Genomic DNA, 20,423 nt, shown 5'->3' on the forward strand with positions numbered 1-20,423 from the left:
TGATTTTTCTTAACATATTTGTTAATTCTTTGTTAACAACACATATTAATTGTTACAGATTTTCGAAATGATTGTAAACCCTGTACCAAATTTCCTTCATGCAGTATACAATGAATACGGATTACAAAGAAAATATAAAAAATACTTCACTAGACGGACAACTATAGTAAAATACAGCATATAATCCATACTATCTATGTTTACAAATAAGTGATCATTACTTTAGTAGGAGGAAGATAAATATGGCAGGTACTACGCTTGTTTTAAAAGAAGAAAATTTGGTAGTTCTAGAAAATGTTGAAAAATCAGTGTATGAGGAATTACAGCATAAAACAGGAGAAGCAGATTGCACATGTGCTGTGAACGAATCAGTTGTTCACCTTGGCAAAGTATCCTCTGTACTTTGGAATGAAGATGAAATAGATTGGGAATACGGATACTAAAAAGTCGCTTATAGCGGCTTTTTTTCTGTTCTCTCTTTCTAAATTTCATATACAAAGCGCAATCATAGAAAGTATGATAAAATGAACTTAATTTTCAAACGGAAGAAAGGGAGATACAATGGAACAATTCATTAATCCTAGAGTAAAGGACATCCAAATTTCTGGAATCCGCCAATTCTCTAATATGATTCAAAACTATGATAATCTTATCTCTTTAACAATTGGGCAACCCGATTTCCCTACACCTTCTCTCGTAAAAGAAGCGGCAAAACGGGCCATTACAGAAAATTATACAAGCTACACACATAACGCTGGTTTACTAGAATTACGAAAGGCCGCTTGTAACTTTGTAAAAGATAACTACGATTTACATTATTCAGCTGAAAACGAAACCATCGTTACAATCGGTGCTAGTGAAGCAATTGACGTTGCATTCCGAACGATTTTAGAGCCCGGGACAGAAGTAATTTTGCCTGCTCCTATTTATCCAGGTTACGAGCCTATTATTCGACTATGCGGCGCAACGCCAATTTTTGTAGATGTTCGTGAAACTGGATTTCGTTTAACTGCTGCAGCACTAGAAAATGCTATTACAGAAAAAACGAGATGCGTCGTACTGCCATATCCTTCTAATCCAACTGGTGTAACTTTATCAAAAGAAGAATTAAAAGATATTGTATCAGTCTTAAAAGATAAAAATATTTTTGTTCTTTCAGATGAAATTTACAGCGAACTTGTATACGAAGAAAAACACACATCTATCGCCCATTTCCCAGAAATGCGTGAAAAGACGATCGTCATTAACGGTTTATCTAAATCACATTCTATGACTGGCTGGCGTGTTGGACTTTTATTCGCACCAAACTATTTAGCAGGACATATTTTAAAAGTTCATCAATACAATGTAACATGTGCTACTTCAATCGCCCAATATGCCGCAATCGAAGCATTAACTGCCGCTAAAGACGCACCGAAGATGATGCGCCAACAATACAAAAAACGCCGTGATTACGTATATAATAGACTCACTCAAATGGGGCTAACAGTTGAAAAACCAACAGGTGCATTTTACTTATTCCCATATGTTGGCCATTTAACATCTTCATCATTTGATTTTGCACTTGATCTAGTAAAAGAAGCTGGACTAGCCATCGTTCCTGGAACAGCATTTTCTGAGTATGGTGAAGGTTATCTTCGCCTTTCCTATGCATATAGTATCGAAACTTTAAAAGAAGGCTGTGATCGTTTAGAAGCCTTTCTACAAAAAAAAGCTAAGAGTTAAACTCCTAGCTTTTTTTTGCATAATGATCACATGTTTGACGCTTCAATAATTTATGCGGAATAATGATACACTTGGCAGTAGATTCAGCATTCTCCACTTTATCAACTAAAGCTTTTGCTGCTTCATATCCTAACTGATATATATTCACATCAACTGTTGAAAGCGGCGGACTCGCAATTTCTGATAATAAAGCATTATTAAAGCTTACAATTGAAACGTCTTTCGGTACAACGAATCCTTTTTTAGAAAGCGCACTTAACACACCAAGTCCAATTAAATCATCCGTAGCTATAATTGCTGTCGGTGGTTGTTTTAGTCCCATTAACTCTTCAACAGCTTGTTGACCACTTTCCCTTGAAAAATCAAAATGTAAAATATACTCTTTCGGTAATACAATGTCTGCTAATTTTAAAGCATCACTCATACCTGCTAAACGATCTCTTGTTACAAGTAAATCTGAGCCACCACCAATGAACGCGACCTGTTTATGTCCTAGTGAAATTAAATATTCTGCCACTTCTCTTGCAGCTGTATAATTGTCATTATCTACATATGTGATTTCATCTTTTCGATCATATGGTTTTCCAATTAAAACAAACGGGAAGTTTTGGTCATGCAAGTATTGAATAATCCGATCGTTCTCTCTTGAATATAAAAGAATAATACCACCAATTTGACGCCCTTGTACCATTTTTACAACACCATTAAAAATTTCATCTTCCGTTTCACCTGTCGACATATAAAGTGCATACCCTTCCACATGTGCAAATGAACTAATTCCTCTTATAACTTCCGGGAAAAACGGATTTTGAAAAGCTTTACTTGCAGAGCTTGGCATAACAAGACCAAGTGTCTTCGTCGTTTGGTTCGCAAGGTTTCTTGCATTTAAATTTGGATGATATCCTAATTCACTCATTACTTTTCGAACACGGCGCTTTGTCTTTTCACTTATACTTGGATTATCAGCAATTACACGAGAAACAGTTGATGGTGCTACGTTCGCCTTCTTCGCCACATCTTTAATTGTAACTGTCATAAAAAATCCCCTCCTCTCACTTCTCTGCCATTTTTCATATATTTTATCTTGCACTCGTTGCAAGTCATAGGAGAAGTCATAAACTTTCATTTATTTATTTTATCTTGCAAAACTTATCATATTCTCCCTCTCCATGTATTGTAAGGGATATAGCTCTTTTTTCCTATACTATAATATACTATTTATTTCACTTATTTTCACATGTGATGTCAAATCTCTTTTCATCTCCCTATAAAGCTTTTTATAGGGAGATGAAAAGAAAAATGGGACGTAATGTCCCATTTTTCATCCTTTCGTACCTCCAGCTGTTAAACCAGAGATAAAGTATTTTTGTAGTGATAGGAATAAAATTGAAATTGGGATTGCAATTAATACTGAACCCGCTGCAAACGTCGTAAATTCATTACCAAATTTCTTCGCTACCATTTCATATAATCCAACTGCTAAAGTATAATTTTCTGGTGTGCGCAAAATGATACTCGCTAAAATGAAATCTGTAAATGGACCGATGAAAGTGAATAACGCTACAACCGCTACGATTGGCTTTGCAAGCGGCATAATGATTTGCCAAAAAATACGAAAATGCCCTGCTCCATCCATACGAGCTGACTCATCCAATTCTTTCGGAATCGTATCAAAATACCCTTTCATAAGCCATGTATTCATAGGGATTGCCCCGCCTACATAAATTAAAATTAATGCAAGGTGTGTATCAATTAATCCTGTTAACTGCGCTAATACGTATAGAGCGATTAACGCTGCAAAGTTCGGAATCATTTGCAGAATTAAAAATGTTAGTAAGCCATTTTTTCTTCCAACAAAACGGTATCTCGAAAATGCATAAGCAGTAAAACTAATTGCTAACACTGAGAAAATCATCGTTAAAACACTTACTTTTAATGTGTTTTTATACCATAGTAAGTAATTACTATTCTCTAGATCTAATAACTTACGATAATGATCTAACGTTGCATTTTGCGGAATAATACTTGATCCAGATAAACTATCACCCGGATTAAACGATGAGCCAATAATCCATAATAATGGATAGAAAATGATGGCACACATTACAAAAATAACGAAATAGCTTAATGAGAGACGTAACATCTTCTGTCTTTTAATATTCATTTACATCATATCCTCTTCTTGGAATGATTTTGTTCTCTTAAATTGCCATAACGCAACTGTAATAACGATTAACGATAAAATCATTGTAAGAGCTGCTGCTTTCCCGTACTGTGCTGAAGTCATCGTCAACTTATAAATCCATGAAATTAAAATATCTGTTCCACCTGCATCTTGTCCAGCTACAGCAGGACCTCCGCCGTTAAATAGATAGATAATACTAAAGTTATTAAAGTTAAACGTATATTGCGTAATTAATATTGGTGCTGTTGCATATAAAACAAGTGGCAATGTAATTTTACGAAACTGTTGCCAAGCTGTCGCTCCATCTACTGTAGCCGCTTCATATAATTCTCCTGGAATCGATTGCAAAATACCTGTTGTCATTGCAAAGACGAATGGGAACCCAAGCCACGTTTGAATCATAATTAAAGCTATCTTCGCCCAAAATGGATCTGTCATCCAAGCTATCTTTTCAATTCCGAATAACGCCAATACTTGATTGTTAATTGCTCCAAATGTTTCATTAAACATACCAGAGAAAACAAGAATAGATACGAATGCTGGAACAGCCCACGGTAAAATGAAGATTGTTCGAATAATTGCCTTCCCTTTAATACCAGGCTGATTTACGATAATCGCTAAAAAAATACCGAGTGCAACTTGTAATGTCGTTGCAACGAATGTCCAAATGACCGTCCAAGAGAATACACTTAAAAATGTCTCTCTCCACATCGGTAGTGTGAAAATATCAATAAAGTTTTTAAAGCCCACCCAATCTACTAATTTAGCTGGAGGAGAATGATATAAATCATAGTTCGTAAATCCAATTAAAATTACGAAAATGATTGGAAATACAACAACAAAGATAAGTAGTAGAAAACCTGGCGAAACCATTAAATACGGAAAGCCTTGATCTAATAAATTACGGTATTGCTCTTTTACAGAGTTTAAAGGTGTTCCGATATCACGTTTCTTTCCATTTTGATACGCATCATATAAATTAAATGCATATATTCCGAGTCCAAACCCGATAACGATAAGTGCTAAGATCCCTTCCACTAATAGAAAGACAGAATGATCACGTGGAACTTCTGTACCAAGCGTTACAATCCCCCATAATCCCATATTTAATAAATCAGCAAAGGCTACAATAAATGAACCTGTTAATACTAGAAAAATAAGACCTTTTACAAATTGTTTATTATACATTTGGCCCACGCCCGGAATGATTGATAACATGGTTGCCATTTTCCTATGTTTTGAACCGTTCATATCTTTCATTGGTTCCATAGATGTTTGCATATTCCTTCCCCCTTTTTTCTTCCTACTTGGAAGGGAGAGAATTCGTGCCCCTCATATTAGAGGCACGAACTTCACCTTATTTTTTCTTGTTATGATTTGCCTCAATATTACCTTTAATTTGCTTCACTGCACTATCAAGAGCTGCTTTTGGCGCCTCTTTATCTGTAACAACTAATTGAAGGGCATCTCCAGCTGGTTTCCATACTTCTTGCATTTCTGGAATGTTTGGCATTGGAATTCCATTTTCTGATTGCGTTGCAACCGCTTTTGCAGCTTCGTTATCTTTAATAATCGGATCTTCCATTACTGATTTTACTGGCGGAATTTCTTTCGTTTTCTCAAATCTAATTTTCGCGTTTTCTTCATTCGTTACCCATTCAGTGAATTTAGTAGCTAAATCATTTTGTTTAGAGAAGCTTGTTACATGCCATCCTTTTACCCCAACGAACGTTTTCATCGGTTGACCATTTGGTAATTTTGGCATTGGAGCAACACCATAATCAATTCCGTTCTTTTCCATCGCTTGGAACGCCCATGGTCCGTTCATGATAGAAGCTGCTTTTCCTTCATTAAATAATCCATCAGCAGCAGGTCCACCAGATTCACCGATAATACCTTTCGGGAATAGTTTTTCTTTGTACCATTTCTGAAGATATTCAGCACCTTGTACAGCACCACTATTATTTAACCCAACATCACTTGCATTTGGTTTTCCATCTTTTTCACCAAACACATAACCACCCATACCTGCCATGAATGCATTAGCAAAGTAAAAATTATCTCCTAATGTTAAAAATCCGTACTTGCCATCCTTTGTAAAATCTTTTGAGAAGTTAAACAATTCGTCCATTGTTTCTGGTGCTTTTTGCATAAACTTTTTATTGTAAATAAAGACTGGTGTTTCAATCGCTTTTGGTAAGCCATATAGTTTCCCGTTATATGTCTGTGCTTCTATTGATAAATCAGTAAACTTACTCTTAACAGCATCATCTGCTTTCACTTCAGAAAGTAAGCCCTCTGTTACTGCATTTCCGATTTGATCGTGTGGCAATGTTACAACATCCGGTCCAGTCCCCGCTGGTCCATCAAGACGTAACTTCTTCACTTGATCTGTCATTTGCATTTCAACAACTTTTACTTTTACTTTATATTTTTCCTCAAAGCTTTTCACTGCTGGTTCTAAACCAACGCCTTTTTTATCATCTTCCCAAACGAGAAGGTCATAGTCTTTCTTCGCTTTACTTTCCTCTTTTTTCCCTGAATCTTTCGGCCCACATGCAGATAACATACCAATTGATAATGCCGAAACCGTTAATAATGATAATGCTTTCTTCATCCCAAAAAACCTCCCTAAATTGTCTATGTACCTTACTAATTGAAAACGTTTGCATTTGAAAGTTTAATAGAAGCGCAAACCTTATCTCAAATTTATGAAAACGTTTGCGCTATTTGTCTATCATTATACATTCTTTTATTCATTTTGCAAATATTAATTTTAAAAATAATGTCATTATGCTCTTTATACATTGACTTTATATGAAATGAATACTACTCTTATAAGCAATATTAAAGCTAATAGAAAGGCAATCGTTTGCAATACAGGCTTTATTATTACATTTAAGGGAATAATATGTATAGAGATATTAAAGGGGGATTTTCTATATGCTTAAAGAAGCCGTTTACCATAGGCCGAAAGATAATTATGCATACGCTTACGATGAAAAAACAATTCACATCCGAATACGTACTAAGAGAAACGATGTTCAAATCGCCACTCTTATTTATGGTGACCCTTACGAATGGACAGATGGAAAATGGATTACGTCAAATACGCCGATGAACAAAACTGGTTCTACTGCATTATTTGATTATTGGTCCATTTCAATCGAACCAAAATTTAAGCGCTTACGTTATGGATTCGAATTAAAAACTGAGACAGAAACTCTTATTTATGCAGAACGAGGCTTTTTCTCAAACATTCCAGATGACGATGTCGGTAACTTTTTCTGCTTTCCATTCATTCATACAAAAGACGTTTTCATGGCACCACCTTGGATTAAGGACACAGTATGGTATCAAATCTTCCCAGAACGATTCGCTAACGGGGACAGCACATTAAATCCAGCAAACACCCTCCCTTGGGGAAGTACCGAACCAACTCCAACTAATTTTTTCGGAGGAGATTTTGCTGGTATTATTCAAAACCTTGATTACCTTGTTAAACTTGGGATTTCCGGAATATACTTCACACCTATTTTTAAAGCTCATTCAAACCATAAATATGACACTATTGACTACATGGAAATCGATCCGCAATTCGGGACGAAAGAAACTTTCAAAGAACTTGTTGGGGCATGTCATAAACACGGTATAAAAGTAATGCTCGATGCTGTGTTTAATCATAGTGGCTACTTTTTCGATAAATTCCAAGACGTACTAGAACATGGTGAAAAGTCAGCATATAAAGAGTGGTTCCACATTCATGAATTCCCAATTATAACCGAGCCACTTCCTAATTATGATACTTTCGCATTTACACCGTATATGCCTAAATTAAATACTGCACACCCAGATGTAAAAGAATATTTACTTGAAGTAGGGCGTTATTGGGTAAGAGAATTCAATATAGACGGTTGGCGCCTTGATGTAGCAAATGAAGTTGACCACTGCTTTTGGAGAGAATTCCGAAGTGAGATAAAGGCGTTAAATCCTGAAGTATATATTTTAGGAGAAATTTGGCACGACGCCCTCCCATGGCTACACGGAGATCAATTTGATGCTGTCATGAGCTATCCTGTTACAAATGCTCTACTTTCTTACTTTGCTAACAATTCCATTAAAGCAAGTGAATTCATGAAACAAATTACAGAATCCCTACATTCCTACTCTATGAATATAAATGAAGCCGCATTTCATTTATTAGACAGCCATGATACACCAAGAATATTAACAACATGTAACGGAGATAAAAATAAGTTAAAGTTACTCTATGTATTCCATCTTTCTTACATCGGCTCTCCTTGTATTTATTATGGAGACGAAATCGGTATGGATGGTGGCATGGACCCGGATTGCCGCAAATGTATGATTTGGGATACAAAAGAACAAGACCATGTATTATTTACACATATACAAACATTACTTTCATTACGAAAACAATATAAAGCATTTGGAGGACATGGTACATTCCAATTCATCGAAGCAAATGATGAACATAATTACATTTCTTATACGAAAACATATGGAGATGAAACTATCTTTTTCGTTTTAAATCCTACTAACGATGAAATTACAGCTTCACTCCCTATCCATATTACAAGGAAGAAAATAGTCAATATATATACAAACGAAGAATTTTCAGCAGAAGCAAGTGTATTACAAGTTACACTTCCACCGCACGGATTCTCAATATTAAAATGGTAATAGAAAAAGCCTTATGCCGCTCGGACATAAGGCTTTTTCTTATTTCAATTTATACACCATTGCTTCATATGGACGCAATGTAACGTTTTCCATTAATCCATTTTCCGAGTCATAATTGTGTATTAACAGTTCTGATTCACTATAAACAATGTTCTCAGGCAATTCAAATACACATTGATCCGCAGTGAAGTTTGCAATCACAAGTAGCTTTTCTTCTCCATATGTTCTTACATAAGCAAAAATAGAAGGGCTATTATCTAGTATTAAATCATACGATCCATACACAACTATTTCATTATTTTTGCGTAACTCAATTAATTTCTTATAGTAATAAAAAATTGATCCTTCGTCTTGGATTGCTTGTTTCACATTAATCTCTTTGTAATTAGGGTTTACCGTAATCCAAGGTTCACCCGTTGTAAATCCAGCGTGATACTGATCATCCCACTGCATCGGAGTTCTAGCATTATCACGACCTTTTATATAAATAGATTCCATGACTTTTTCTTTATCTTCACCACGGTCTATCACTTTTTCTTTATACATATTTAGCGTTTCAATATCTCGATATTCATCAATTGATTCGAATCGAACGTTAGTCATTCCGATTTCTTCTCCTTGATAAATATATGGTGTTCCTTTCATCATATGAAGCACCGTCGCTAACATTTTCGCAGATTCAGTACGATACATCCCATCATTACCAAAACGAGATACAACGCGCGGCTGATCATGGTTATTCCAATACAGGCTATTCCATCCTGTATGCTCTAATGCTTTTTGCCACTTTGTTAAATTCTGTTTTATAGTAAGAAGTGGACATGGTTTTACATCCCATTTTCCGCCTTCTCCTGAATCTAAATCCATATGTTCAAATTGAAATACCATTTGTAGTTCTTTTCTAGCTTCTCCTGTATACAATTTAGCTTCTTCTGTCGTTACACCAGGCATTTCACCAACCGTCATAATATCATAATGAGACAATACTTCTTCATTCATTTCATGCAAATATTTATGAATGTTTGGACCGTTCATAAAATGCTTATGACCTGAAACATACCCCTCTTCTTCTGTTTCAACAGTCGGTAAACCTTCTTCTTTAGAAATAAAATTGATAACATCCATGCGGAATCCATCAATTCCTTTTTCTAACCAAAACTTCATCATTTCATAAACATCTTGTCTTACCTGTTCATTATCCCAATTTAAATCCGGCTGTTTTTTAGAAAACAGATGTAAATAATACTCATCTGTCATTTCATCATATTGCCATGCAGATCCACTAAAAGCTGCTCCCCAGTTATTCGGCTCTTTCCCTTCTTTTCCAGAACGCCATATATAGTAATCTCTATATTTATTATCTATTGATTTACGTGATTCAATAAACCAATTATGTTCATCAGAAGTATGATTAACAACTAAATCCATCATAAGTTTCATATTACGTTCATGCATTTCATGTAATAGCTCATCCCAATCTTCCATTGTTCCGAACTCGTTCATAATTTTACAATAATCACTTATATCATAACCATTATCATCATTTGGAGATTCATAGACTGGTGATAACCAAATTACATCAATCCCTAATTCTTTTAAGTAATCTAGCTTTGAAATAATACCACGAAGATCCCCTATACCATCACCATTACTATCCATAAAGCTACGAGGATAAATTTGATATACTACACTTTCTTTCCACCATTGTTTTTCCATTATGCTACCCCATTTCATTAGTAATTCATTCTTATCTTTCTCCCCAAGGCGCAAACGTTTTCATTAATGAATGATAACAGATTCTATCTTAATTTAAAATAGCGCTTACAATTTTTATTCTTCTTTTTCTAGGAAAACATATGAAAACTACTACATATCACTCGAATAAATGAAAACGTTTTATTTTTTTATTTATTTTTTGAATCTATTCGTTTATAATAAACTCAAAGAAAACGTTTGCATAATTTTTTCTAGGGGGAAATACCATGGCAGAACTGAAATTAGAAAACATTTATAAAATATATGATAATAACGTAACCGCTGTAACAGATTTTAATTTACACATTCAAGATAAAGAGTTTATCGTATTTGTTGGTCCTTCTGGATGCGGAAAATCTACAACATTACGAATGGTAGCTGGACTTGAAGATATTTCAAAAGGAGAATTTTCAATTGATGGTAAGCTAATGAATGATGTTCCTCCAAAAGATCGTGATATCGCAATGGTTTTCCAAAACTATGCTCTTTATCCACATATGAGTGTATATGATAATATGGCATTTGGATTAAAGCTTCGAAAAATACCAAAAGATGAAATCGATCGTCGTGTGAAAGATGCCGCACGAATTTTAGGGCTTGAACAATATTTAGATAGAAAACCAAAAGCGTTATCAGGTGGACAACGACAACGTGTTGCGTTAGGTAGAGCAATCGTTCGAGACGCGAAAGTTTTCTTAATGGATGAACCATTATCAAACTTAGATGCAAAACTCCGTGTTGCAATGCGCTCAGAAATTTCTAAGTTACACCATCGCCTTGGAACAACGACAATTTATGTAACACATGATCAAACAGAAGCAATGACAATGGCTTCCCGTCTTGTTGTTATGAAGGACGGAAAGATTCAACAAATTGGAACTCCAAAAGAAGTATATGAAACACCTGAAAACATTTTTGTTGGCGGATTTATCGGATCTCCAGCGATGAATTTCTTCCGTGGTACATTAACTGAAACTGATTTCGTTATAGATAATTCATTGAAAATCAAAGTATCTGAAGGAAAAATGAAATTATTACGTGAACAAGGTTATGTAAATAAGGAAATCGTTTTAGGAATTCGTCCTGAAGATATTCATGATGAACTACTATTTTTAGAGGCTTCACAATCTACTACTTTCACATCAAAAATTGAAGTTGCTGAGTTGTTAGGTGCTGAATCCATTTTATATATGAAACTTGGAAATCAAGATTTTGCAGCACGTGTTGATGCAAGACATATATTCTCACCTGGAGACCAAATTAAATTAGCATTTGATTTAAATAAAGCGCATTTCTTTGATAGCCAAACCGAACAACGTATTCGCTAAAAAATTTTTCTTGTATATAACATACAAAAAAACCGTCCACATACATTGAGGGCGGTTTTCATTATTATACTAGGGCTTCTACTGTATGAAATGATTGTCCTTTCGTGCTAATAATACCGAAAATCGGTAAGTCACTAAGCACCACTTCTTCTTGCTGTTTCATAAAAGATGACGTTAATTGTTTTATCTCTATCCAAACGTCATTAATACAAAGTACATTGGAATCGTTCTCTTGTTGGCGAGAAAAAATAGAATCTATTTTATATAAACCAGCATTTTGAAAAAGCATATCAATGCGACTGAATGCATTCAAAGTAATACTGATAACACGTTGCCAATCTCCTTTTTTTTCCATATCATAGGATACAAAAAGGGCTTCTCCGCCTAGATTCGTAATTTCCTCCACTGTTGCTTGTCCACTCTCTTGATCAATGTCCGTCACAATTACTTTTGCGCCTTGTTTAGCCAACAAAAGAGCTGTATTACGTCCAATACCGATGCCACCGCCAGTTACGATAGCAACTTTTCCTGCAAGCTTCATTTTCATTACCCCTTCTATAAGTCTTACCGTCATTCAGTATACTCCTTTATAAGATTAGTCTGCAAGCAAGAAAAGTTACTCTTTTATTTGTAAGCGATTACTTTTTTACTCCTTCTTTTTTCTTACTATTACACTGATCGAAAACGAGACCAATGAAAATTAAAATCCCCCAAAAGATTATGCTACCTCCCGTCATTACAGCTTCCCCCTTCATTATATAAAGATATTATTTTCATTTATTATACCATTTTCTTAATTTTCAATCTATTAAAAAGGACTTTCTACTTCGAAAAATATCCTTCCATAATAAAAAACCTTTTTATGTACAAGCATAAAAAGGTTTTTTATTATACTAGATTCATCACTTTTGTCTTTGTAATTAAATCATGAAAACCGCAATTATCTTTGCGGAACAACATCATATATACGTTGCATATTAACGGAATTCCAAGTAACAATATGTTCGGTAATAACAATACAAAAAATCGTAAAGTTAATGTTTGCAACGTTAATTTTTCACTCGTCAATGAAATCAATTTTGTTCTCGTTATTTTTTTCCCAAGTGTAACACCGTTCCAAATAAAAGGTAACAAAATAAAATATAGAACCATTAATATGAAAACTACTGCGAGATCATATCTATAGTCACCGAAACTTATATTAAACCGATTAAAAATAGCACTATAGTTTCCGGTCATAACAGCTACTACTGCACCATACATAACCGAGATTAAAAACATGTCAATTAGGGAAGCACCTATGCGATTCATTACAAGCGCTGGACGATGCATCTTCAACTTCATTTTATGTCGACTCCTTCGTATCCTTCTTTACCCGTTACATCGTACCACTTCTAAAAAACATTGTAAACTGGCGTTTCTCTTACTTTTCTTGTACAATGTGTTACAACAGCATTGTAAAGGAGGTTCCCATATTGAAAAAATGGATAATCCTATTCGTCGCCGTCCTATTAACTGCTTGTGCAGGAAATACAAACCATGTATCTTATACGATTAACGATGAATACGAACTCATACGTACTTCTGGAAATGCATTTGAACTGTTCCCTACGCAAGATGCTGTATATGCCACACAATACATCCCTGCCAAAATTACAGACATCGCTTGGGATGATAAATACATTATTGTAAAACAAACAGAGGAAAAGTCAGATCCAAATAACCCTGACGCAGCAATTGCAAATAAAAAAAGTGAACATTATTGGATTATTGACGTAAAGCACAATAAACGTTTCGGTCCCTATAACGAAAAACAATTTAATGAACAAAAAGATGCGTTTAAAATTAAAGTGCCTTTTCAAAATGTAGATTCATACATAAAAGAAATAAAAAAACAGTCAGCATAATATATAGAATGCTGACTGTTTTTCCTTATATCATTTTAAAAACATATTACTCAGAAAGTGAAATGTTAAAACTTTGTGATTCTTTAACAGTTTCTTGTGTTTCTGTGTCTCCTGCCATTAAATCATCCGTTGTAAATTTAATATCCTTTACCTTTTCTTTTCCATCATCAAGTATTAAACCGATAATTCCATCTCTTGTTTCACCAGGCTTATAATCTTCTCTTGATACATTTTTCGTACCAACGAGCGTATCTTCATCATATAAAAAGTTTTGAGTCGCTACTTTAAAATGTTGCTTATCATTAATCGTAACATCATTCATAGAGAAAAATTGCATATTTTTATTCCCGCTATTTTCCACCTTATATGTAATTTCAACGTAACGAATCGTATCACTAATCTCTGTTCCACTTAGCGATGCATATAATTCAGCATCTTCTTGACTTACCTTATCGCCCAATCTACGCTTTACTTCGTCAGGAGTTAATGCCGTATATGCTTTTAATGTATTTTTTGCGTCTTCACTCATTTGTGATAAAGAGATTACTTTCACATCTTGTACATGAATTTTCATTGGTGCTACTTCAAATGTTTGATTCACAGAATGTATCTGCTCTAACTTGAAAGTACCCCATCCTGTTTCTTTCACTTTTTGCCCAATTTTTTTTAGCTCACGCCCACCATATTCTTTTGTTTCAGGAATAGATTCTTTCTTCTTCGGTTCAGCTTTCTTTTCTTCTTGATGGAAGCAACCACTTAACATAAGAAGAAAACTACATAAAACAAAAATACTTTTCCATGCTTTCATCATTTAATTTCTCCTAACACTATCATTCATTAAAATAAATTAGTCCCTAGTCTTGTAAACTATAGAAACAATAAGAAGTCCACAAAACGAACTTGTCAGTCCAGATACTATTATACCCCCTATTTGGAAAATATGAAAATAGGGATTTACGAACGCGTGAACGATAAATATAATAGTTGCCACAATGATTGCCGAAATCCAATACTTCCTTTTTTCTGAAGCTATAATAATATCTTTCCCTGTTTCATCTTTATACTTCCATAGTACGTGTAATAGTAATAATAAACCAACACATGTACTCCCATGTTGCATATATTTATACACCGGAATACTATGTAATTCTCTTTGTAACAATGGTATTTCCTTAACGAAGTAGCCTGTATTATGAGTAAACGCATCCCAAACAACATGCGTGAGCATACCAAATAAAGCAGAATAGCAAAATACAAAGAAATCCTTCCATGTATGAAGTCCCCACCTCTCATCTACTGCATATGTATAGTAGCCTGCAAATGGTTTAGGTAAATGTGTTATAAACGGCTTTTTTAAAATGTAATGATATATGTATGCTAATAGAAAGACAAGAGGTAAATTTAAATATAAGAACCCAAGCCACGTATGTCCAATCACGCCATACGGTCTAAAGTGTAAAAAATATTCAAAGTCAGGTGCCATACTACCTAATATAAGAGCCGTTACTGAAATATAATTAACCTGCTTTTTAGAAAAAGGGAGAACAGCTGCTGGATGCGCAAATGTAAACGGCATATTTTAACTCCTTTTCATATTTCCAATAGAATATCATCTATCATAACGAGAGAATTGACCTTCATGCAATGTTTATTTTCACATTGGAATATGATAGTTTCCATGTTATAATCCTCATGAAATATTCAGAAAATAAAATGGGAGTTCTCATGTCATTAACACTTTTCTTTTTTCTATGGAAGAACTTAAAAATTATAAAATATACGCCTGCTCTCGTTGGCTTTATAAGCGTTCTTTCCATTTTTATATTGCAGAGAATGACGTTCGGCTGGGAAAATCTCGGTTTTGGCGCACTTTATTAGCAAGTCGTCTTACACTTGTATTTTTTGCTTTTTTTAAATCAAAATCCGTTATGAATTGAGGTTTATATATTGATTGACGTACCCTTTTTAAAAAGTGTCACATTAAAAAAAGAAGATATCCCTAGCTTTTCCGCATATCCTTACTGTTTACCCGCTATTCGAACATTACAATCGCTCCTTTTCCATCCAAATGTAACATTCATTATTGGAGAAAACGGAACAGGTAAATCAACACTACTTGAAGCAATTGCAATTGCTTTAGGTTTTAATGCTGAAGGTGGAACGAAGAATTTCCGTTTTAGCACAAATAATTCACATTCATCTTTACATGAATATCTTCGAATTTCCAAAAGTTTCAATACACCAAGCGATGGTTTCTTTCTTCGCGCTGAATCATTTTATAACGTCGCTTCTTATATCGATGAAATGGATGCTGATCCAGAAGCACGCGGAAATCCAGTTATTGACTCATATGGTGGTATCTCACTACACAAACAATCACATGGCGAATCATTTTTCTCCTTATTTATGAACCGTTTTTCAGGACAAGGTTTATACATTTTAGATGAGCCTGAGGCAGCTTTATCCCCGATGAGACAACTTTCCATGCTCATTCGAATGCACGAACTAGCTGAACAAGGTTCACAATTTGTTATTGCCACGCATTCCCCTATATTAATGGCTTATCCTGAATCTACTATGTATTCTTTAACACAAGAGGGGATTCACGAATCATCTTTAGAAGAAACAGAGCATTATCAAACGACGAAACTTTTCTTTGAAAATCGCGATCGATTATTCCATCATCTATTTGAGTCGTAAAAAAGAAGCAGCAAACGCTGCTTCTTTTTTATAATGCTTCTATAAATAAGGCAACCCCGATACCGCCACCGACGCATAAAGAGGCAATTCCTTTTTCTAATCCACGTCTTTTTAATTCATGAATTAAACTTACAGTGATACGAGCTCCTGTACAACCGATTGGGTGTCCAAGTCCTACACCACTACCGTTTACATTCACTTTTTCACGGTCTAAACCTAATTCTTTCTCTACAGCTAGGTATTGCGCAGCGAAAGCTTCATTAATTTCAAGTAAATCTGCATCTTCTAATGACCAATCTACTTTTTCTAATCCTTTACGAATTGCTGGTGCTGGTCCAATTCCCATAATTTTAGGATCTACTCCAGCTACTGAATAGCCAACAATTCTAGCTAACGGTTGTAAGCCTTTTTCTTTCGCTTTTTCTTCACTCATTAATACTAGAACTGCACTTCCGTCATTAAGACCAGATGCATTCCCTGCCGTTACAGATCCATCTTTACGGAAAGCTGGTTTTAATCCAGCTAATTTTTCCGCTGTAATATCTGCACGCGGATGTTCATCCTTAGAAAATACAATTTCTTTTCTACGCTCTTTTATTGTAATAGGAACAATTTGATCGTCAAAGTATCCAGACTCGATTGCTTGTAGTGCCAATGTATGACTGCGAAGCGCAACTTCATCTTGTTCCTCTCTTGTAATTTCATATTGTTCAACTAAATTTTCCGCTGTTTCACCCATCATAATATGATGAATCGGATCTTCTAGCACTTCCCACACCGTATCACGAATTTCTCCGTGCTGTAGACGTTGTCCCCAGCGGTGCTGTTTCAATGCATAAGGGCTCGAACTCATCGCTTCTACTCCACCTGCAATAACAACATCACTCACACCTAATTGAATTTGCATTGCAGCTGACATAATTGCTTGCATACCTGAAGAACATTGGCGTTGGATTGTATAGCCCGTAACTGTGTCAGGAAATCCTGCCGCTAATGCAGCCGTTCTCGCCGTATTTGCTTCATCAGTTCTTTGAATACAATGACCTAAAATTACTTCATCAACTTCATGTGGTTCTACCCCGCCTCGTTTTACAGCTTCCTGAAGTACAGGAACAGCTAATTCTACTGGTGTTATATTTTTTAGTGCTCCTCCGAAAGTTCCAATTGGTGAACGAACTGCAGCTGTAATGACAACATTATGCATTTTGTACTTGCCCCTCTCTTATGTACCCTAGTCAGTTTTTAGGTGAAATTCCATAAGATGTATATCTACAACTATCATACTATAAACATACTAAAAAATCAAAATATTTAATATAATAAAAATAGAAGGAATTAACCTTCTATTCTGTCAATGCGTATAGGAATTTTTGTAAAATCTTCTCTGTTGTTTTATTCAAATTCGGTAACTTATCTACCGGAAAATATTGAAGCTGTAATCCTTCATGATCAAGCTTAACTTCCCCACTCACATGATGCCCCTGATACAGATGAATGACATTAAAAATTTCATCTCCATTTGGATATTGGAAGTACACTTCTTTTCCCGAAAGAACCCCGATAAATTGCATAATTTTCGCGTTTAGTCCCGTCTCTTCAAATAGTTCTCTGCGAGCAGTTTCTTCTGTCGTTTCTCCTAGCTCCATCGCTCCGCCAGGTACACCCCAATCATATGTGTCTGAACGATATTGAAGCAATACTTCTTGCCTATCATTTAATATAATAATTGCTGATCCTACTAAAATAAGTGGCCTTGTACCAACGACTTTACGTAACTCTTCAATATACCCCAATATGTAAACTCTCCTTTCCTCACCCTCCCTTATCATAACAAAATTTTTCTCATTTTGTTGATGTAAATTTCAAGAAAAAAAGGAAGCTTTCGCTCCCTTTTTTCACTTTATTTCTTAAAACTTTCATATTTTACAGCTTCAAAAGCTTCTTCAATTTCATCATTACGATAATGAACGTATGTAAAACGCCCCAATTCTACTAATCTTGCTATTTCTTGTAACGCTTTATGTTGATCATATGTTTCCCCCAGCTTAATATGTACGTAAAACTTCATTAATGGATGTTCATATACAGGTTCTCCCACCTCTACATATACATCTACAACCCCTTGCACAACTTTTACATAACTCGCAAATTGATAAAGAGCTTCTCTGTCTGAAACGATTTTTAATGTATACATATATTCTCCCCCTTTCCTTTACTATATCAAAAAGATGACCATACTACGTTATAGAACTATGAAATTTTTTCGACTTGTAGTCTATATATTCATGTAATAAACAAGGCGTTTATCCATACATAGCACCTTTTTCTCACATATATTATAGGAAGAATTTTTTCATTTGAGGTGTTCCCTATGGATCCATACGTCAATATATGTATTTGCATTACGCCAGGCGCCAACATTTCTGAAGACCGTATCGCAAAAGATTTAGCAGTCGCAGAATCAATTTGGCACCCCATTACATTTCAAATTCAAGAAGTAATTGTATTAAATGAGCTTTTTCGTTTTTCAGACCGTGAAATTAGTTATAAAAATTCTATTCAAAGTCAGGAAAAATTAGCATCCTTTTTCCAAACGTGTGTAAATGAAGCTCCAGAATGTGATCTTTATATTTGTTATATTGGCAGTGATTATTTTAAAGAAACAGCAGTAATTGCCTGTGCTTACTCTTTAGCTAAACAACAACAACTTACTGGTTATATCGTTTTAACAAATTCAGCCGCTCCTATGAAAAATATATATACGCTCGCTCACGAAATTGGCCATATTTTATTCACAAGGCGGGTTCACGGAAAACTTACACATGCAGATCCTCATTCTCCAACTGGCTCGGAACACCACCCTTCTCCATCAAATCTGATGTACCCTATAGTCCCCCGCCCAGAAAACGTCCATATTCATTCCTTATTAACAAACGAACAAAAAGAACTCTCTTTACAAAGCTCTTTATTACAAAGAAAAAAACAGTAACAATCTTATTACTGTTTAAAACAACTTATTTAATCAACAAACCAAGTCCCGGCTGCTAGAAATAAAAATAGACAACTAAACGTAAATGTAATCCCTCTAAAAATCCCTATATAATATTTCTTTGGAAATAATTTTTTGCATATCCAGAGCAGCCTTTTTCCTATTAACCCGAAGAACAAAATATATCCTGATGTGTCATCTAATAAAGTATCAAAATAGTTATCATGTACCTTTTTCGAAAAGGTAGTATATAGCCCGAAAATTGTTAAACCTAGAAATATAATAGATAATATACCTAGAAATATACTTTGCATATTTGTTCCCCTCTCAATAAAATATTCCGTTCGCTCAATATCAGTAAAACACTAGTTTACAGTTTTTTGCTCTTCATTTTTTAAAGACCATCGCATTAATACATATAAACTCCCATACAGAAGTAAAGGCTCTAGTATTCCCCAATATGGGTTTTGCTTTCCTAATTCTTTAAATACAAACATAATTAATAGCGGTATAATAACAACTAGCATTCCAATCCATCCAAATATGTACGCTTCCCCAATTAACAATACTAATAAGACAATTCCAGCTAGTATGTAACTTTGTATAGTAGTTAATTGCAATACAGGTGTCCCATACCATTTATTCATAAACATTAATAATACTAGTAATAAAATTGGTAGCAAAGCTGCTACATAAATAATGCTAAATTCTTTTATTTTGCTTTTAAATGATGACATCTTAAAAGCAAAAATAATACCCACAATAGTAATCATTAAAACAATTGGGTATCCAATCAATTGTACATTCGTTAATGTAAATTCATGATTCGGACTTCCAAATAAAATATTTGTAAGTAACCAGTATCCACCAATACCAATAATCATTCCTAAAATACTTTTTATACTCCCGCTTTTATCCTTCTCCATCTCTTTCACCAATTCTTCTGCATACTCTTTTGGTGAATCACCAAATATATCACTTACCGTCTTCCCCTTTTTTTCACCTTCTATTAAATGAAGTTCTGCATCTTCTAGAAAAGCGTCCACATCTTCTTCTTTAATCCCTTTTGTTATTAAATATACTTTCATATCGATTAAAAACTCTTCTCCTTCTTTAGAAACCTTCATTAT

General features: G+C 34.7%; 22 protein-coding genes and 1 pseudogene. 8 read left to right on the top strand and 15 right to left on the bottom strand.

The genetic code is table 11. The features are described from left to right. The first annotated feature begins 242 nt into the window (after positions 1–242). Positions 243–443, top strand: coding sequence for a hypothetical protein (locus JDS92_RS11445; RefSeq protein WP_000929282.1), 201 nt, complete (start codon positions 243–245; stop codon positions 441–443). 118 nt (positions 444–561) lie between these two features. Continuing rightward, positions 562–1,725, top strand: a complete 1,164-nt coding sequence (locus tag JDS92_RS11450) for an aminotransferase A (protein ID WP_199631950.1) — start codon at positions 562–564, stop codon at positions 1,723–1,725. 4 nt (positions 1,726–1,729) lie between these two features. On the opposite strand, the gene malR is transcribed toward JDS92_RS11450, so the two are convergent. The 4 genes from malR to JDS92_RS11470 form a co-directional block, all read right to left on the bottom strand. After that, positions 1,730–2,761 (bottom strand): maltose operon transcriptional repressor MalR, encoded by a 1,032-nt coding sequence (malR, locus tag JDS92_RS11455; RefSeq protein WP_061529584.1) that lies wholly within the window; start codon positions 2,759–2,761, stop codon positions 1,730–1,732. Positions 2,762–3,046: 285 nt separating this feature from the next. Then, positions 3,047–3,889, bottom strand: a complete 843-nt coding sequence (gene malD, locus JDS92_RS11460; RefSeq protein ID WP_001022595.1) for a maltosaccharide ABC transporter permease MalD — start codon at positions 3,887–3,889, stop codon at positions 3,047–3,049. After that, complete coding sequence (malC, locus tag JDS92_RS11465; RefSeq protein WP_001195001.1) at positions 3,890–5,191, bottom strand: maltosaccharide ABC transporter permease MalC; 1,302 nt, start codon at positions 5,189–5,191, stop codon at positions 3,890–3,892. Between the two features lie 76 nt (positions 5,192–5,267). Then, positions 5,268–6,527, bottom strand: coding sequence for an extracellular solute-binding protein (locus JDS92_RS11470; RefSeq protein ID WP_000709915.1), 1,260 nt, complete (start codon positions 6,525–6,527; stop codon positions 5,268–5,270). 326 nt (positions 6,528–6,853) lie between these two features. On the opposite strand from JDS92_RS11470, the gene JDS92_RS11475 reads away from it, so the two are divergent. Further along, the gene (locus JDS92_RS11475; protein WP_000910469.1) at positions 6,854–8,614 is read left to right on the top strand and encodes an alpha-glycosidase; all 1,761 of its coding nucleotides are present in this window, start codon (positions 6,854–6,856) and stop codon (positions 8,612–8,614) included. Between the two features lie 39 nt (positions 8,615–8,653). Here the strand turns inward: JDS92_RS11475 and malL are convergent, their stop codons facing one another. Further along, positions 8,654–10,330: an oligo-1,6-glucosidase gene (gene malL / locus JDS92_RS11480; protein ID WP_199631951.1), complete on the bottom strand. Its 1,677-nt coding sequence runs from the start codon at positions 10,328–10,330 to the stop codon at positions 8,654–8,656. A 266-nt stretch (positions 10,331–10,596) separates the two neighbouring features. On the opposite strand from malL, the gene JDS92_RS11485 reads away from it, so the two are divergent. Next, the gene (locus tag JDS92_RS11485) at positions 10,597–11,697 is read left to right on the top strand and encodes an ABC transporter ATP-binding protein (RefSeq protein WP_000818938.1); all 1,101 of its coding nucleotides are present in this window, start codon (positions 10,597–10,599) and stop codon (positions 11,695–11,697) included. Positions 11,698–11,761: 64 nt separating this feature from the next. On the opposite strand, the gene JDS92_RS11490 is transcribed toward JDS92_RS11485, so the two are convergent. The 3 genes from JDS92_RS11490 to JDS92_RS11500 form a co-directional block, all read right to left on the bottom strand. Beyond that, a complete protein-coding gene (locus JDS92_RS11490) occupies positions 11,762–12,271 on the bottom strand; it encodes an SDR family NAD(P)-dependent oxidoreductase (protein WP_199631952.1) in 510 nt (169 codons plus the stop codon). A gap of 64 nt (positions 12,272–12,335) precedes the next feature. Then, entirely contained in the window at positions 12,336–12,434 is a 99-nt protein-coding gene (locus JDS92_RS11495; protein WP_000145635.1) for a hypothetical protein, read from the bottom strand. A gap of 151 nt (positions 12,435–12,585) precedes the next feature. Beyond that, a complete protein-coding gene (locus JDS92_RS11500; RefSeq protein WP_000769092.1) occupies positions 12,586–13,041 on the bottom strand; it encodes an RDD family protein in 456 nt (151 codons plus the stop codon). A 131-nt stretch (positions 13,042–13,172) separates the two neighbouring features. On the opposite strand from JDS92_RS11500, the gene JDS92_RS11505 reads away from it, so the two are divergent. Further along, a complete protein-coding gene (locus tag JDS92_RS11505; protein WP_199631953.1) occupies positions 13,173–13,604 on the top strand; it encodes a DUF3997 domain-containing protein in 432 nt (143 codons plus the stop codon). 46 nt (positions 13,605–13,650) lie between these two features. Here the strand turns inward: JDS92_RS11505 and JDS92_RS11510 are convergent, their stop codons facing one another. Then, the gene (locus JDS92_RS11510; protein WP_000973887.1) at positions 13,651–14,415 is read right to left on the bottom strand and encodes a hypothetical protein; all 765 of its coding nucleotides are present in this window, start codon (positions 14,413–14,415) and stop codon (positions 13,651–13,653) included. Between the two features lie 36 nt (positions 14,416–14,451). Continuing rightward, complete coding sequence (locus tag JDS92_RS11515) at positions 14,452–15,180, bottom strand: DUF4184 family protein (RefSeq protein ID WP_199631954.1); 729 nt, start codon at positions 15,178–15,180, stop codon at positions 14,452–14,454. Between the two features lie 116 nt (positions 15,181–15,296). On the opposite strand from JDS92_RS11515, the pseudogene JDS92_RS31390 reads away from it, so the two are divergent. After that, positions 15,297–15,541 (top strand): annotated as a pseudogene (locus tag JDS92_RS31390) (hypothetical protein). A 10-nt stretch (positions 15,542–15,551) separates the two neighbouring features. Next, positions 15,552–16,304, top strand: coding sequence for an AAA family ATPase (locus JDS92_RS11520; protein ID WP_199631955.1), 753 nt, complete (start codon positions 15,552–15,554; stop codon positions 16,302–16,304). A 28-nt stretch (positions 16,305–16,332) separates the two neighbouring features. Here JDS92_RS11520 and JDS92_RS11525 read toward each other — a convergent pair whose 3' ends face one another. The 3 genes from JDS92_RS11525 to JDS92_RS11535 all read right to left on the bottom strand — a co-directional run bounded on the left by JDS92_RS11525 (position 16,333) and on the right by JDS92_RS11535 (position 18,498). Continuing rightward, the gene (locus JDS92_RS11525; protein WP_000552062.1) at positions 16,333–17,508 is read right to left on the bottom strand and encodes an acetyl-CoA C-acetyltransferase; all 1,176 of its coding nucleotides are present in this window, start codon (positions 17,506–17,508) and stop codon (positions 16,333–16,335) included. A gap of 139 nt (positions 17,509–17,647) precedes the next feature. After that, a complete protein-coding gene (locus tag JDS92_RS11530) occupies positions 17,648–18,097 on the bottom strand; it encodes an NUDIX hydrolase (RefSeq protein WP_000540531.1) in 450 nt (149 codons plus the stop codon). A 107-nt stretch (positions 18,098–18,204) separates the two neighbouring features. Then, entirely contained in the window at positions 18,205–18,498 is a 294-nt protein-coding gene (locus JDS92_RS11535) for a DUF3928 family protein (RefSeq protein WP_199631956.1), read from the bottom strand. 177 nt (positions 18,499–18,675) lie between these two features. Between JDS92_RS11535 and JDS92_RS11540 the strand changes: the two genes are divergently transcribed. Next, the gene (locus tag JDS92_RS11540; RefSeq protein WP_000371630.1) at positions 18,676–19,293 is read left to right on the top strand and encodes an ImmA/IrrE family metallo-endopeptidase; all 618 of its coding nucleotides are present in this window, start codon (positions 18,676–18,678) and stop codon (positions 19,291–19,293) included. Between the two features lie 29 nt (positions 19,294–19,322). Here JDS92_RS11540 and JDS92_RS11545 read toward each other — a convergent pair whose 3' ends face one another. Next, positions 19,323–19,607: a hypothetical protein gene (locus JDS92_RS11545; RefSeq protein WP_001190630.1), complete on the bottom strand. Its 285-nt coding sequence runs from the start codon at positions 19,605–19,607 to the stop codon at positions 19,323–19,325. Between the two features lie 51 nt (positions 19,608–19,658). After that, entirely contained in the window at positions 19,659–20,420 is a 762-nt protein-coding gene (locus tag JDS92_RS11550) for a DUF1129 domain-containing protein (protein WP_199631957.1), read from the bottom strand. Between the last annotated feature and the right edge of the window lie 3 nt (positions 20,421–20,423).

It is taken from the genome of Bacillus cereus group sp. N12, from assembly GCF_016483575.1.
In the GTDB taxonomy this organism is placed as follows: domain Bacteria; phylum Bacillota; class Bacilli; order Bacillales; family Bacillaceae_G; genus Bacillus_A; species Bacillus_A toyonensis.

Coding starts and splice junctions, on each gene's coding strand:
- JDS92_RS11495 (WP_000145635.1), bottom strand. CDS start 12,434: ATGACGGGAGGTAGCATAATCTTTTGGGGGATTTTAATTTTCATTGGT.
- JDS92_RS11550 (WP_199631957.1), bottom strand. CDS start 20,420: ATGAAGGTTTCTAAAGAAGGAGAAGAGTTTTTAATCGATATGAAAGTA.
- JDS92_RS11450 (WP_199631950.1), top strand. CDS start 562: ATGGAACAATTCATTAATCCTAGAGTAAAGGACATCCAAATTTCTGGA.
- malD (WP_001022595.1), bottom strand. CDS start 3,889: ATGAATATTAAAAGACAGAAGATGTTACGTCTCTCATTAAGCTATTTC.
- JDS92_RS11535 (WP_199631956.1), bottom strand. CDS start 18,498: ATGTATACATTAAAAATCGTTTCAGACAGAGAAGCTCTTTATCAATTT.
- JDS92_RS11485 (WP_000818938.1), top strand. CDS start 10,597: ATGGCAGAACTGAAATTAGAAAACATTTATAAAATATATGATAATAAC.
- JDS92_RS11525 (WP_000552062.1), bottom strand. CDS start 17,508: ATGCATAATGTTGTCATTACAGCTGCAGTTCGTTCACCAATTGGAACT.
- JDS92_RS11475 (WP_000910469.1), top strand. CDS start 6,854: ATGCTTAAAGAAGCCGTTTACCATAGGCCGAAAGATAATTATGCATAC.
- JDS92_RS11510 (WP_000973887.1), bottom strand. CDS start 14,415: ATGATGAAAGCATGGAAAAGTATTTTTGTTTTATGTAGTTTTCTTCTT.
- JDS92_RS11445 (WP_000929282.1), top strand. CDS start 243: ATGGCAGGTACTACGCTTGTTTTAAAAGAAGAAAATTTGGTAGTTCTA.
- malL (WP_199631951.1), bottom strand. CDS start 10,330: ATGGAAAAACAATGGTGGAAAGAAAGTGTAGTATATCAAATTTATCCT.
- malC (WP_001195001.1), bottom strand. CDS start 5,191: ATGCAAACATCTATGGAACCAATGAAAGATATGAACGGTTCAAAACAT.
- JDS92_RS11490 (WP_199631952.1), bottom strand. CDS start 12,271: ATGACGGTAAGACTTATAGAAGGGGTAATGAAAATGAAGCTTGCAGGA.
- malR (WP_061529584.1), bottom strand. CDS start 2,761: ATGACAGTTACAATTAAAGATGTGGCGAAGAAGGCGAACGTAGCACCA.
- JDS92_RS11470 (WP_000709915.1), bottom strand. CDS start 6,527: ATGAAGAAAGCATTATCATTATTAACGGTTTCGGCATTATCAATTGGT.
- JDS92_RS11500 (WP_000769092.1), bottom strand. CDS start 13,041: ATGAAGTTGAAGATGCATCGTCCAGCGCTTGTAATGAATCGCATAGGT.
- JDS92_RS11540 (WP_000371630.1), top strand. CDS start 18,676: ATGGATCCATACGTCAATATATGTATTTGCATTACGCCAGGCGCCAAC.
- JDS92_RS11545 (WP_001190630.1), bottom strand. CDS start 19,607: ATGCAAAGTATATTTCTAGGTATATTATCTATTATATTTCTAGGTTTA.
- JDS92_RS11515 (WP_199631954.1), bottom strand. CDS start 15,180: ATGCCGTTTACATTTGCGCATCCAGCAGCTGTTCTCCCTTTTTCTAAA.